We start from the raw sequence: 14,164 nt of genomic DNA, 5'->3' as shown, positions 1-14,164 counted from the left end.
ATCGTTACAAGACCAGCAGTTCCACAACCCCCAAGTGGGTATAACTGAAGTTGTGACGGTGGGAATCGACAAGCAGGGAATCGAACAGCAGGGAAACGACGAGGACCCGCGCAAACAGCGTTCCAGGTCCAGGTTGCTCGACGCAGCGACCAAGCTGCTGGCAGAAGGCGGCGTCGACGCCGTGACGATCGATGCCGTCACCAAGTTGGCCAACGTCGCCCGTGCGACGCTGTATCGCCATTTCGACAGCGGCACGGAGTTACTCGCCGCGGCATTTGCACGTCTACTACCGCCCGTGCCGGAGATGTCCGGTGAAGGCGATCTCCGCGCGCAATTGCTCGAGTTGTTGACCAGTCAGGCCAAGGCCATCGAAAGCGCACCGATCCAGGTGACGGCGATGTGCTGGCTCGGCTTGGGGCCGGAGCTGAAGGGTTACTCGAGCGTCGATGCCCTGTCCACGGACAAGCCCGAATTGCGATCGCTGCGCCAGACGGTTTTCGAGCAGTACCGTCACGCGTTCGATCGGATCCTGCGCGCGCCGGACGCGATCGACGCGTTGGGGGAGTACGACTACGACGTCGCACTTGCTCAGTTGGTCGGACCTTTGGTGCTCACCAAGCTGGCCACGCTGACGCCTCTCGGGGAGGCTGCGTGTGAGCAGATCGTAGACGACTTTCTGGCTGCACGCGGAGTGTCGAGCTGACGCTCACGGCTCCAGGTTGCGTCGTAGCACGTACTGCTCGAGGCGGTCGATGCCGCGCACTCGTCGCGGACGAAGGTGTCGCAGTTTGAAATTGGCGTCCGAGCCGAGCTGGGTGGCCAGCTCTGAGTCGATCAGCACGGTGCCGGGACGAGCGGAGCTGGTGAGGCGCGCGGCCTTGTTGACCACCGAACCGTAGAGATCTCCGAAGCGAACCAACGTCGGCCCCATGGCCAGACCCACCCGAAGCTGTGGATCGTCGTGATCGGCGAGGACGGCTTGTTGGATCTGCAAAGCGATCTCGGCGGCGTGGTGGGGACTTTCGGCGGCAAACATGACTTCGTCACCGACGGTCTTGACCACCCAGCCGTAGTTGCGCCCGATGATTTCGGTGGACGCCGACTCGAACCGCTCGAGCAGATCGTTGAGTTCGGCGGAGTCGAGGCCGCGGGTCAGCGAGGTGTACCCGACGATGTCGGCGAAACCCACGACCAGAACACGACTCGCGACTTCTTCGCCCGGGTTTCCCACGTTGCGGCCCGTCGACGACGCGACGTGGCGCTTCCAGACGTACGTCTGGAGTGATTCGACAGCGGGAATGATTTCGGCGCCCAGACGTAGAACGACATTTCTGATGGCGTCGGGTTCGTGATCCACCGAGTCCGCAAGCTGATCGATGATGTGGGTGCTGATCAGCGAGACCTGCCACTCCGCCAACCTCGACATCGACTGTCCGAGAGAACGAGCGGCTGCCACCTCACTGTTCTGCGAGATGACTCCTCGATTGACCATGTCGATGATCGTCTTGAGTGCGTTGGCGTCTTGCTGGGTGAACATGACCGCGTCGGGATCCTCGTCGACTGCAAAGCCCATCGCGACCCACAAACGATCGGCACGCTCACGTGTCACACCGGCGAATTCCGCGATCTGCGACTGGGTGAAGCAACGGGGCCCGCCGAGGAGAGACTCCTCGATGTCGGCTTGAATTCGGCTGAGCAGATGAGCATCGACGTCGACCGGATCAGCAGTGTGGGGTTCGGCAGCGTGAGATTCAGCAGGTGCGGGTTCGGTGACCTCGTCGATCCACTCTGACTCCGAACTGCTCACCGTGCTCCTTCTTGTCGCAACGAATTACTGTCCACCATCTTCCACGCGGTGCCCCGAGAACAGTACTGAATCGGCTGAACCGCCTCCGAATCCTCGGGCTCATGCGGGCGGTGAGAGCGAACACGTCGGTGGCTTGTGCAAGAGTTGCCCCGAGAAAAGCACTATCGATACTGAAATGCACCACATTCTTCTGAAAGGACTTGCGCATGCCACCCCGTAGACGTTCCGGCGCTGCCGCATCAACGCCGGATCACCTCACTGCGGAAAATCTGGCAGCGCTCGCCACGGCTGTCGCCGAAGGCAAGCGCGCCACCGTCTATCTGCGCGAGGCAACCCCCAGCCTGGGGATCGAAGCCGGTACCTCGGCGAAAGTCGTGTCGGTGGACGGCAATACCGTGCTCATCCGCCCCAAAGGTGTCAACGACGAATTGCCTTTCGAGGCAGAAGAATTGCGCATCAACCGTGTGTCCGCGTCGCCGGCCAAACCGGCGCCGCGGCCTAAACCAGTTGTGGAGTCCGAACCCTTGATGGAGCCGATGGAGCCACTCGTAGAGCCCGTTCGGCCCAAGCCCCGGGCACAGTCTGCACCCGCCCCGGTGTCGACCGCCCCGGCTACTCCTGCCGCGACACCTCGCCCGGCCGTCAAGCGTGCGAAGAAACTGCCCGCCGGCATCAGCGTCACCATCCATGCGGGTGCGGACAACGATTGGAGTGTGACGGTCACACAGGGCGCGAAGCGTCCGGGCAAAGCGATTCCGGTCGCACCCGATGCAGTCGAGCGAGCCGTCCGCGAGTTGGGTGAGCCCACCGCCATCGAAGCCGTCGAGTCCATCATCGTCGCTGCGCGAGACATGGCTGCGGCGCGAGTCGACGAGTTGAGTCGTCAACTCGAAGAGGCTCGCAAGATGCTCGAGGCGCTCGGAGCTACCGACTAGAACCGCTGCGTAAGTCCGCACTTTCCGGGGTATGCGTTTTTTGCAGCGGGGAGATTACCGGCGGAGAGATTGTGATGTTGCAGCGAATTGTTTCGGCTCTGGCAGCGTTGGTCTTGGCACTCGGACTCGGCTTCATCGTCAGCAGTAACGCGGTTGCTGCACCCACGCCCATGGGCGGTGGTTCGGGCATCATCATCGACAACCAGCTGGTGTGTACGTTGACCACCATCGGTCATGACAACGGCGGCAGACTTGTGGGCATCACCGCAGGTCACTGCGGTGGCCCTGGATCTTCCGTGATTCCGGAAAGCAATGAGGGCGCGGGCGTGGTCGGCACGTTCGTCGAGTCGAACCCGGAGCTGGACTACGGCGTCATACAGTTCGATCCGGCCAAAGTCACACCAGTTCGAACGGTGGGCGCGGCCACCATCACGTCGATCGGCGCTCCGGCCAGCTTCCCGGCCACAGCCTGCAAGGAAGGCCGTACGACGGGCACCACCTGCGGCGTCGTCTGGGGAGACCTGAGCGCAGACGCATCCACCTGGACTCAGATCTGCGTCGACCATGGTGATTCGGGAGCTCCGGTCACGGTCGGCACGACACTGGTCGCGATGGTGAATGCCTATCTCTGGGTGCCGTGCCTGGGGCCGGAACTCGGCACCAACATGACCTCCATCGTGGACACGATCGATGCCCACGGAGGAGTTGGCGCCGGGTACCGGCCCATCTAGCAGCGGGCTGGGATCAGCCGCACACTGCTCCACCCGAGGCTGATCCCACGAGCTTGGAGTACTTGGCCAGCACACCGCGCGTGTAGCGAGGCGGCAACGGCTCCCAGCCCTTCTTGCGGGCTTCCAATTCGGAATCGTCGACCAATAATTCGAGTTGTCCGGTACCCACGTCGAGCCGGATCTGATCGCCGTTACGAACGAACGCGATGGGACCGCCGTCGACGGCCTCGGGCGCAACGTGTCCGACACACAGGCCGGTGGTGCCGCCGGAGAATCGTCCGTCCGTCAGCAGCAGGACGTCCTTGCCGAGACCCGCACCCTTGATCGCGCCCGTGATCGCCAGCATCTCGCGCATTCCGGGGCCGCCCTTCGGGCCCTCGTAGCGGATGACGACAACGTCACCACCAGTGATGGTTCCGTCTTCGAGTGCGTCCATTGCGGCGCGCTCGCGTTCGAAAACCCGTGCAGTTCCGGTGAATACGTCGGATTCGAATCCGGCCGACTTAACGACTGCTCCGCCGGGAGCGAGCGACCCCTTCAGGATCGTGATGCCTCCGGTCGGGTGAATGGGCTTGTTCATCGCCCGCAGAACCTTGCCGTCGGGATCAGGCGGGGTGATGTGCGCCAGGTTCTCCGCCACGGTCTTGCCGGTGACGGTCAGGCAATCTCCATGCATGAGTCCCGCGTCGAGCAATGCCTTCATGATGACGGGGACGCCGCCGATACGGTCGACGTCCGTCATGACGTGCTTTCCGAAGGGCTTGACGTCGGCGAGGTGCGGGACCTTCGCGCCGACGCGAGCGAAGTCGTCGAGCGTCAGCGGGACGTACGCTTCGTGCGCGATCGCGAGGAGATGGAGCACCGCATTGGTGGAACCGCCGAAAGCCATGACCACCGCGATGGCGTTCTCGAACGCCTCCTTGGTGAGGATGTCCCTGGTGGTGATGCCTCGACGCAGGAGTTCGACCACGGCTTTGCCGCTCTCGCGGGCGAATCCGTCTCGGCGACGGTCCGGTGCGGGTGGTGAAGCGCTGCCGGGCAGCGACATTCCCATGGCCTCGGCGGCGCTGGCCATCGTGTTTGCGGTGTACATGCCGCCGCACGCGCCTTCGCCCGGGCAGATCGCTCGTTCAATGGTGTCGACGTCGGCGCGGCTCATCAGCCCACGCGAGCAGGCGCCCACGGCCTCGAACGCGTCGATGACGGTGACTTCGCGCTCGCTGCCGTCGGAAAGCTTCGCGATGCCAGGGAGAGTGGAGCCGGCGTAGAGAAATACGCTGGCCAGGTCGAGGCGGGCCGCCGCCATCATCATGCCGGGCAACGACTTGTCGCACCCGGCAAGAAGAACCGATCCGTCGAGGCGTTCGGCCTGCATGACGGTCTCGACGCTGTCGGCGATCACCTCGCGAGAGACGAGGGAAAAATGCATGCCCTCGTGACCCATCGAAATGCCGTCGGAAACGGAGATAGTGCCGAATTCGAGAGGGAACCCGCCGGCTTCCCGTACGCCCTCCTTGACGGCCTTGGCCAGGCGATCGAGGGACAGGTTGCACGGCGTGATTTCGTTCCAGGACGAGGCGACGCCGATCTGCGATTTGACCCAGTCGTCGTCGCCCATTCCTACTGCACGCAACATGCCGCGCGCTGCGGTCTTTTCGAGTCCGTCGGTGACGTCACGACTTCTGGGCTTGATGTCGGGTTCGGTCATTTTCCAAGCATAGGCGTCAGCGGGGTGTCTTTCCGGCAGACGAGCGACTCGAGTTGCCCACAAACGTCGTCCGACTACCGGTTGCGAACGGGATCGACTCGATCAAACTTCCAGAGAAGCGCAGGCGAAGCCTGGGTGAACATCCCGAAGCTCTCTTGAACGGCTGTTCAGGTGCGGGTTCACTCCTAGCGTGCACACGAATGCCTTCGATCGAATATCCAGACGCGGCCTGCTGCAGGGATCGGCGGCCCTCGCCGGCGCAGTAGGTCTCGGTGTCGCTTCGGCGAGCCACGCCGGTGCCGAGGTTCCGGGTGGCAGCCCGGGCTTCGCGCACGGCGTGGCATCCGGCGACCCGTTGCCGGATGCGGTGATCATCTGGACCCGCATCACCCCGACGGCAGACGCGACGCCCGGTTCCGGCGTCGGGCCGGCGGTGACGCTCAACTGGCAGGTCGCGACCGATGAGGGGTTCGCGAGCGTCGTTGCGTCCGGAAGTGTTGCTGCTTCGGCAGATTTCGATCACACCGCGAAGGTCGACGTCACCGGCCTCGATTCGTCGACGACGTACTGGTACCGATTCACTGCGGGTTCGGCCGTTTCTCCGGTGGGCCGCACCCGCACGGCTCCGTCGATCTCGGCAGATCTTGATCGTCTCCGCTTCGGCGTGGTGTCCTGCTCCAACTGGGAGGCGGGGTATTTCGGTGCCTATCGTCACCTCGCGTTTCGCGAAGACCTCGACGCGATCATCCACCTCGGTGACTACATCTACGAGTACGGGCAGGGGGAGTACGGCGCGAGAAACGGATCCGTTCGCCTTCACGAGCCGGCCCACGAGATCATTTCGCTGGCCGACTACCGAATTCGGCACGCGCAGTACAAGACCGACCCGGATCTGGCAGCACTCCACCTGAAGCTCCCGTTCATCACCACGTGGGACGATCACGAATCGGCTGATAACGCGTACCTGGACGGCGCCGAAAACCACACGCCAGGTGTCGAAGGCGATTGGGCTGATCGAAAGGCGAACTCGGCCAAGGCATATTTCGAGTGGATGCCCGTCCGGCCGTCGGGTAGTGGTTCGAATGTTCAGCTGTATCGACGGTTCCGCTTCGGGAATCTAGCCGAGATCTCGATGCTGGATCTGCGTACCTACCGTGACGAGCAGCCGACGATGAAGCAGGTCGACGATCCGTCGCGCACCATTACCGGACGCGCACAGATGGATTGGTTGACCAACGGAATCGTCACCTCCCCGACGCAGTGGAAGATCGTCGGCAATCCGGTCATGATCACGCCGTGCGTGTTCCCGCCGCTGGAGCCGGCGACCACCGCGGCGTTGACCGAACTGGTGGGAGTGCCGCAGGCCGGTGTCCCGTACAACACGGATCAGTGGGACGGGTACACCGCCGACCGCACCAGGCTTTTCGACGCGATCACCTCGAACGGTGTGGACAACACCGTTTTCATCACCGGTGACATCCACACGTCGTGGGCTTGCGACCTACCGACCAACGCCGCCAACTATCCGGGTGGGACGACCGTCGGCGCCGAGTTCGTCGTCCCGTCGGTGACCTCGCCCAACATCGACGACATGCTGAAAGTGCCGCCGCGCACGGTAACCGTTGCGGCAGAAGAGGCATTCAAGGCCGTGAACCGACATGTGCGGTACGTCGAACTGGATTCGCACGGTTATGGCGTCTTCGAAATCGCCCGCGAAGGTACCCAGATGGACTGGTACTACGTCGACGATCTCACCAATCCGCAGAGCAACGCGCACTACGCCGTGAGCTACCGACTACCGGCAGGCGCGGGCAGTAGAGTCTCACCCACCTCGGCCGCCCTCGATCAGGCCTCGTACCGACCAGGAGTCGACCAGTGAGCATCGAAGTTTCGCGTCGTAGCGTTCTGATCGGTGGAAGTGTTGTTGCGGGAACGGCATTGCTCGGTACACCCGCTCGCGCGAGTGTGCCCACCAGCGCTGGTATCCCAGACCTGGACGTGCATGTCGTCGTCGTCGACGGCATGCGGCCGGACGAGCTGCGATCGGAGCTCACACCGACGCTCACCGGGCTTGCGGCCGGCGGTATCCACTACCCGGATGCCAGCGCCATCACGATCGCGGAGACACTGCCGAACCACACGGCGATGATGACGGGAGTGCTGCCGGCGCGTTCGGGAGTGCCGGCCAACTCCGTCTACGATCCCGCCGTCGACAAGAAGCGCGACCTCGATCGGCCTTCCGACCTGCAGACCTCGACGGTTCTGGATCGGGTGCGTACCGAACTCGGATTGACCACTGCGAGTGTGCTGTCCAAGCGCTACCTGCACGGGCTGTTCGGTGATCGCGCCTCACTGGTGTGGGATCCTCAGCCGCTTGTTCCTGGTACAGAGCATGCGCCGGACAACTTCACGATCGACGCCCTGATCCGTATCGTCGGCGGGAACTCGCCGCGACTGTCGTTCACGAATCTCGGTGACGTCGATCGTGTCGGCCACCTTGATCTGTCCGGTCCGTCCATCCGTATCGCCCGCACCGCCGCACTTCAGAACACCGACAACCAGGTTCGCCGCTTCGTCGACTTTCTTCACGACACCGGTCGTTGGAATCGGAGCATTCTGATCGTGTTGGCAGACCACTCCATGGACTGGTCGGAGCCCGCGAGGCTCATCGGCCTGGATCGACCGCTGAACGCGGACCCGTTGCTGGCAGGCAAGATTCGGATCGCCCAGAACGGTGGCGCAGACCTGATCTACTTCATCGGACCCGATGGCGAACGGGTGGAAGCCGTCAGCCGGATTCAGCAGATCGTGGACGGAGTCGACGGCGTCGAATCCAGCCACCTTCCGGCCGAATTCGATCTCGGTACCAATGCCGGTGACGTCGTTGCGTTTTGCGCTCAGGGTTGGCGATTCAGTGATCCGACTCCACTGTCCAACCCGATTCCCGGCAACCACGGTCACTTCGTGACACTGCCCATCCCGTTCTTCCTCAGTGGTGGGCATCCCGCTCTCGACGGCGGACGGAAGATCGACACGCAGGCTCGCACGATCGACGTCGCGCCGACGGTTGCGGCTCTGCTCGGCCTCGGTGCACCTGCCGGTGGTTGGGACGGCGTCGCCCGCACAGCGGGTGTGTCGCTGAACGTCTAGCGAGGGTCGCGACCGGTCAGGGCAATCAGCCTGTCCTGCAACGACGCATCGTCAGGAAGTTCGACGGGAGCGGAGAACAGCCCGCTCTCGGCGAGCATGTCGCGCTGCCCGTCGAGGTCGGACCAGACGGCCTCGACGAGGTCGGGATCGAGTCGCTCGTCCGCGCCGACCGCTCGCGCGAGATCCCAGGTGTGGATCGTGACGTCCGAGGTCTGTTGGCGTAGATACGGTTCCACCTTCACCGTGCCGTACGAGAGGTGAACGTGGGCACTGAGGTCCGTCGATTTCCACGCCTTGATGGCGGCATCGGAATACTTCTGCCATTCCGTCCACAGATCGTCCCCGACGGGAACGATGTCCGGAGTTGCCTCGCCGACAGTCAGTCCGGCCAGGAGTGGCGGTACCCACTGCTGCTCCTCGATGACGTGGCGAACAAGGTGTTCGACCTGCCAGTCGGAGTCAGGCGTGGGTGCGTTCCAGTCCTCGACTGCGGCGAGTCGTGAACCGAATTCGCGGTGGGCGGTGAGCACGAGTTCGAGCCAATCGAATGCCATCACTCGAGGGTAACCCGATCAGCGTGACGTTAATCGGTGCGTGAGGCGTCGATTCGGTGAAGACTGTCAAGGTTGTCGCTTAGCCGAATCGAGGAGATTTCATGACCGTCCCCACCGTCACTCTGGCCGAAGGTCTCACCGTCAGTGCCCAGGGATACGGCGCGATGTCCGTCGCCCCTGTCTACGGCCCCGTTGATCCGGCCGAGGCGCTCGCCACGTTGCACCATGCGGTGGACATCGGGATCACGTTTATCGACACCGCCAACGTGTACGGCGAGGGCTCGAGTGAGCGTGCGGTGGGAGAACTTCTCACAGACCGTCGAGACGAGGTGCAGTTGGCGACGAAGTTCGGGTTGGTGGGCAACATCGCCAACGGTCAGCGCGGGATCAACGGAGACCCGGCGTACGTACCGCAGGCACTCGACGAGTCTCTGGGACGACTCGGCGTCGATCACGTGGACCTCTACTACTTACACCGGGTCGACCCGAACGTGCCGATCGAAGACACCGTCGGCGCGATTGCCGAGCAGGTGAAGGCAGGCAAGGTCCGCAACATCGGCCTGTCCGAAGCGACCGGTGACGAACTGCGTCGTGCGTACGGGGTGCATCCGATCGCGGCGATCCAGTCGGAGTGGAGCATCTGGAGCCGGGACGTCGAGAACAAAGTAGTGCCGACTGCCGCGGAACTCGGAGTCGGATTCGTGCCCTTCTCACCTGTGGGCCGAGGCTTCTTGGCGGGATCGTTCGATGCGGCGACGCTCGGTGACAACGACCTACGCCGACGCTTCCCGCGCTTCTCGGACTCCGCGCTCCCTGCTAATCAGAAGGTTCTTGACGTGGTCCGTGCTGTCGGCGAGGAGCTCGGCGCGACGCCCGCACAGGTTTCCCTGGCATGGCTCGACGCCAAGGGCCGTCAGTTCGGATTGCCTTCTGTGTCGATTCCCGGCACTCGGTTTGCTGCCCGCGTCACGGAGAACGCCGGAGCATTGGACATCGTTCTGAGCGAAGACCAGATCGCGCGCCTCGACTCACTCGCCGCGATCACCGAAGGGTTCCGTTCAGCAGATTTGAATTGGGTGTCACAGGGTCGCGAATGATCATGTCCTGAGCCTTGCGAAAGACAGGAGTAACATACAGACCCGATGAAAAAAGTGTGGTTGGTCTGGGGTGTCGGTGTTTTTGCCTACGTGATCGCCGTGCTTCACCGCACTTCGTTCGGTGTCTCGGGTCTGTCTGCTGCTGATCGGTTCTCGATCTCCCCCAGCGTTCTGTCGAGCTTCGTCGTGCTGCAGATCGTCGTGTACGCCGGTATGCAGATTCCGGCGGGAGTCCTCCTCGACCGCTACGGTTCGCGGATCATGATCGCAGTCGGTGCGTTCATCATGATGTCCGCGCAGTTGGCACTCGCCTTCACCGAATCGCTGCCCGTCGCGATCGGTGCACGTATTGCCGTCGGCGCCGGCGACGCACTCACCTTCATCTCGGTGCTGCGGTTGGTGCCGCAGTGGTTCCCGCCCCGGCAGGTGCCGTTGGTCTCGCAGTTCACGGGCATCCTCGGTCAGCTGGGCCAGGTGATGTCTGCGCTCCCGTTCATGTTGATTTTGTCCGGTCCGGGCTGGACTTTTGCCTACGGCAGCGCTGCCGCCGTCGGACTGTTGGCGTTTGCACTGGCGTTGAGCGTCATCCGCGACGCTCCTCCGGGCGCCGAAGTGGTGGCCGTTCCGGCCGGCGCCAGGGAGATCGGGCGACAGATCAAGACGGTGTGGATGCGGCCCGGCACACGTCTCGGGTTCTTCAGTCACATGGGGACACAGTTCTCGATCACGACCTTTGCATTGCTGTGGGGTGTGCCGTATCTGAAATCGGCTCAAGGCCTCGATTCTGCGACGGTCGGCTCATTGCTGACGTTGTCGGTCATCTCGGCAATCGTGGCCGGTCCGATACTGGGCATCCTCACCGGTCGCTATCCTATGCGTCGATCGTGGTTGGTTCTCACCATCATGGTGGCCAGCGCGCTCATGTGGACGATCGTTCTTTCACGCAGTGAACCGTCTCCGCTCTGGTTGTTGACGATCCTGGTGGTCGTCATCTCGGTGGGCGGGCCGGGTTCGGTGATCGGCTTCGACTACGCGCGCACGTCCAATCCGAGTTCGGCGATGGGCACAGCGCAAGGCATGGTCAACATCGGCGGATTCCTCGCTTCGCTCATCGTGATTCAAGTGATGGGCGTGATCCTCGGACACATGGGCGGATACACGTTCGACGGTTTCCGCGTCGCCTGGATGGTGCAATATCCGGTCTGGGTTCTCGGCATCGTCGGCGTGCTCGTCACCCGAGGCAAAGCCCGGCGCGCCCTCGCAGCAGAAGGCGTACACGTACGCCCGATCCGTGAAGTCATTCGTCGCAACAAATAACTCGATCGCATCGGGTAATTCATCCCCTGCGGGTGAGGTTCCCAAGCGTCCGAGCCACCAGGCTTGATGGATGAACGACGCAATGAACATTGGACCGGTCGAGCTCGTGGTGCTGGCATTCCCAGGCTCTAGTGTGGATCCCGAAGCGGTTGCCGCGCTGCAGAACGTGGTGGAACGAGGTTTTGTCACTCTGCTCGACCTCGTCTACATCGCCAAGGACGCAGACGGACAGGTGTCGCAGATCGACGTCGACGAAGATCTCACCGACATCGGACTGGCGATACTGTCCATCGAAGCCAAGGCATTGATCAGTGACGAGGATCTGGACGTGGTCCGCGAGTCACTCGAACCAGGCACGTCCGCCGCAGTCATCGTCTACGAGCAGACGTGGGCGCGTGAACTCGCGTCGACGGTTCGCGGCGGCGGCGGCGACGTAGTCCTACACGTTCAGATCCCGCGCGAGGTAGTCGTCGCAGCGGTCGAAGCAGCATTTCAGTAGCGACAATCATCTAAGGAGTTCGGCATGGTTTTTCGAGGTGGACGCAGAGGGCGGCCCGGACTGCTCGGCACGGTAGCGCGCACTGCGGTAGTGGCTGGAACCGCAAAAGCGACGTCCAACGCCATGGATCGACGGAGCCAGCGCAAGGCTGACGATCAGCAGCAGGAGTACCAGCAGCAACAGGCCCCGCCGGCCCAGGTCGCTCCCGTACAGTCCGTTCCCCCCTCCGGCGCCGACGATCTGGTCTCCAAATTGCAGGAACTGGGGCAGCTGCATCAGTCCGGCTTGTTGACGGACGCAGAGTTTGCGGCTGCAAAGGCGCAATTGCTGAGCTAGCCCTGCTGTTTTCCTCCATTCGAACGGCAATACGGCATTGCCGTAATTCTGCATGAAAGGCTGGCTCATGATCGACCCCCGCGCAGCATCGGCCGCAATCGAAGCGGCGAACTTCCGAGTCGCCGAGACTCTGCCGTTCTCCGACGACACCGATTTCACCGATGCGAAGCGAGGTTTTGTCGCCGCGCTCGATCCGGGACTGGTTGCCGATTCGGACGGGAAAGTCGTGTGGAACAACGATTCCTACGCTTTCCTTGATGAGGACTGCCCGCCAACGGTCAATCCGAGCTTGTGGCGTCAGTCGAGGTTGGTCGCCAAGCAAGGACTTTTTGCGGTGACGGATTCGATCTATCAGATTCGCGGACTTGATCTGTCGAACATGACGTTGATCGAGGGAGAGACCGGAATCATCGTCATCGATCCACTGATCTCCCGGGAAACCGCTGCCGCCGGGCTCGCGTTGTACCGGGAGCACCGTGGTGATCGACCAGTAGTCGCGGTGATCTACACGCATTCGCACATCGACCACTTCGGCGGGGTCAAAGGTGTGACCACCGAAGACGACGTCGCTGCCGGGCGATGCGTAATCGTAGCCCCCACTGGACTCGTGGAGCATGCTGTCGAGGAAAACGTCTATGCGGGAACGGCAATGGCTCGACGCGCGGCTTATATGTACGGGGCTGCACTACCCCGAGGTCCTCGCGGTGCCGTCGGAGCAGGGTTGGGGCAGACCACCTCAACCGGCACGCCGACGCTCATTTCGCCGACGGTGTCGATCTCGAAGACAGGGCACACGGAGACGATCGACGGCGTCCGGATCGAGTTCCAGATGACCCCAGGCACCGAGGCGCCGTCCGAGATGAACTTCTACTTCCCGGATTTGCGCGCACTGTGCATGGCGGAGAACGCAACTCATAATCTGCACAACCTGCTCACACTTCGCGGTGCCCTGGTACGAGATCCTCACGTCTGGTCTGCGTACCTGACGGAATCGATCAACCGTTACGCCTCGCGATCCGATGTCGTGTTTGCGTCCCACCACTGGCCGACGTGGGGGACGGAGCGGCTCACCGAGTTCCTGTCATTGCAGCGCGACCTCTACGGGTACCTTCACGATCAGACACTTCGTCGAATCAATCAGGGGTGGACCGGTCTCGAGATCGCCGAATCGATTGAACTGCCAGCCGCTTTGGCGCAGGCCTGGCACACGCATGGGTATTACGGTTCGGTCAGTCACAACGTCAAAGCCATCTACCAGCGATATATGGGTTGGTTCGACGGTAACCCTGCGCATCTGTGGGAGCATCCACCCGTCGAATCGGCCAAGCGTCACGTGGAGTTCATGGGCGGATCAGCAGAAGTGTTACGGAAAGCTCGGGAATCATACGAGCGCGGCGACTTTCGCTGGGTTGCCCAGGTGGTGAACTACGTGGTGTTCGCTGAACCGGACAACGTCGAGGCCAAGAACCTACAGGCCGATACCTTCGAGCAACTCGGGTACGGCGCCGAGAACGGCACCTGGCGGAACTTCTACCTCACCGGTGCATACGAACTGCGCAACGGCTCGGTGGGAACACCCACGGTTGCCGCGGCGCCCGACATCACCGCAGCGCTGTCGGTGAGTCAAGTCTTCGATGCAGTATCGCTGCGCGTGGACGGAGTGCGCGCAGCGGGATCGCACATCGTCATCGATTGGAACATCACTGACGAAAACATCGTTCATCGAACGGAACTCAGCAACGGAGTTCTGATTCATTTCGATATCGATCCACTCGAGAGAGCAGGGTCTGTGGATGCGACCTTTGCTCTGAGTCGGCGCGACTTACTCGGTGTGCTGCTCGGTGGTGCGGACTTGGGTGCCGAGATTGCGAATGGAACTATCTCGGTTGCCGGCGACCCGGCGAAGCTCGCAGAACTTGCCGGGTACCTCGACGAGCCGGACCCGAACTTTGCGATGGTCACTCCGACCTAGCAGCGTGGGACGGTTCAATGATGATGTATTTCACCGAGTCTCGAGTTCTGGGCGCTCC

Annotated in this window: 13 protein-coding genes; 10 read left to right on the top strand and 3 right to left on the bottom strand. The window is 62.5% G+C overall.

The window, feature by feature from the left end; all coding sequences use genetic code 11:
• Positions 1-52 precede the first annotated feature (52 nt).
• Positions 53-703, top strand: coding sequence for a TetR/AcrR family transcriptional regulator (locus tag ACSW29_RS17860; protein WP_230815333.1), 651 nt, complete (start codon positions 53-55; stop codon positions 701-703).
• A 3-nt stretch (positions 704-706) separates the two neighbouring features.
• Here ACSW29_RS17860 and ACSW29_RS17855 read toward each other — a convergent pair whose 3' ends face one another.
• Positions 707-1,699: an adenylate/guanylate cyclase domain-containing protein gene (locus ACSW29_RS17855; RefSeq protein ID WP_448278167.1), complete on the bottom strand. Its 993-nt coding sequence runs from the start codon at positions 1,697-1,699 to the stop codon at positions 707-709.
• 314 nt (positions 1,700-2,013) lie between these two features.
• On the opposite strand from ACSW29_RS17855, the gene ACSW29_RS17850 reads away from it, so the two are divergent.
• The gene (locus ACSW29_RS17850; RefSeq protein ID WP_448277890.1) at positions 2,014-2,742 is read left to right on the top strand and encodes a DUF6319 family protein; all 729 of its coding nucleotides are present in this window, start codon (positions 2,014-2,016) and stop codon (positions 2,740-2,742) included.
• A gap of 74 nt (positions 2,743-2,816) precedes the next feature.
• Positions 2,817-3,473: a S1 family peptidase gene (locus ACSW29_RS17845; RefSeq protein WP_448277889.1), complete on the top strand. Its 657-nt coding sequence runs from the start codon at positions 2,817-2,819 to the stop codon at positions 3,471-3,473.
• Between the two features lie 13 nt (positions 3,474-3,486).
• Here the strand turns inward: ACSW29_RS17845 and ilvD are convergent, their stop codons facing one another.
• Positions 3,487-5,181, bottom strand: a complete 1,695-nt coding sequence (ilvD, locus tag ACSW29_RS17840) for a dihydroxy-acid dehydratase (RefSeq protein WP_448277888.1) — start codon at positions 5,179-5,181, stop codon at positions 3,487-3,489.
• A gap of 190 nt (positions 5,182-5,371) precedes the next feature.
• Here ilvD and ACSW29_RS17835 point away from each other — a divergent pair, with 190 nt between their 5' ends.
• Positions 5,372-7,060: an alkaline phosphatase D family protein gene (locus ACSW29_RS17835; RefSeq protein WP_448277887.1), complete on the top strand. Its 1,689-nt coding sequence runs from the start codon at positions 5,372-5,374 to the stop codon at positions 7,058-7,060.
• Positions 7,057-8,331: an alkaline phosphatase family protein gene (locus ACSW29_RS17830; RefSeq protein ID WP_448277886.1), complete on the top strand. Its 1,275-nt coding sequence runs from the start codon at positions 7,057-7,059 to the stop codon at positions 8,329-8,331. Before ACSW29_RS17835 ends, ACSW29_RS17830 begins: the two co-directional genes overlap by 4 nt.
• Here ACSW29_RS17830 and ACSW29_RS17825 read toward each other — a convergent pair.
• Positions 8,328-8,885 (bottom strand): TIGR03086 family metal-binding protein, encoded by a 558-nt coding sequence (locus tag ACSW29_RS17825; RefSeq protein WP_230815343.1) that lies wholly within the window; start codon positions 8,883-8,885, stop codon positions 8,328-8,330. The two genes, ACSW29_RS17830 and ACSW29_RS17825, sit on opposite strands and share 4 nt — an antisense overlap.
• A 101-nt stretch (positions 8,886-8,986) precedes the next feature.
• Here ACSW29_RS17825 and ACSW29_RS17820 point away from each other — a divergent pair, with 101 nt between their 5' ends.
• From ACSW29_RS17820 to ACSW29_RS17800, 5 genes are all read left to right on the top strand, one after another.
• The gene (locus ACSW29_RS17820) at positions 8,987-9,982 is read left to right on the top strand and encodes an aldo/keto reductase (protein WP_230815345.1); all 996 of its coding nucleotides are present in this window, start codon (positions 8,987-8,989) and stop codon (positions 9,980-9,982) included.
• A 45-nt stretch (positions 9,983-10,027) separates the two neighbouring features.
• Positions 10,028-11,299, top strand: coding sequence for an MFS transporter (locus ACSW29_RS17815; protein WP_317825723.1), 1,272 nt, complete (start codon positions 10,028-10,030; stop codon positions 11,297-11,299).
• A gap of 70 nt (positions 11,300-11,369) precedes the next feature.
• Complete coding sequence (locus ACSW29_RS17810; protein WP_230815349.1) at positions 11,370-11,798, top strand: DUF6325 family protein; 429 nt, start codon at positions 11,370-11,372, stop codon at positions 11,796-11,798.
• A gap of 24 nt (positions 11,799-11,822) precedes the next feature.
• A complete protein-coding gene (locus ACSW29_RS17805) occupies positions 11,823-12,134 on the top strand; it encodes an SHOCT domain-containing protein (RefSeq protein ID WP_230815350.1) in 312 nt (103 codons plus the stop codon).
• A 67-nt stretch (positions 12,135-12,201) separates the two neighbouring features.
• On the top strand, positions 12,202-14,106 hold the full coding sequence (locus tag ACSW29_RS17800; protein ID WP_448277885.1) for an alkyl/aryl-sulfatase: 1,905 nt from the start codon (positions 12,202-12,204) through the stop codon (positions 14,104-14,106).
• The last annotated feature ends 58 nt before the right edge of the window (positions 14,107-14,164 follow it).

This window comes from Rhodococcus sp. GB-02 (genome assembly GCF_053470465.1).
This window is presented reverse-complemented; position numbering and strand designations above follow the sequence as displayed.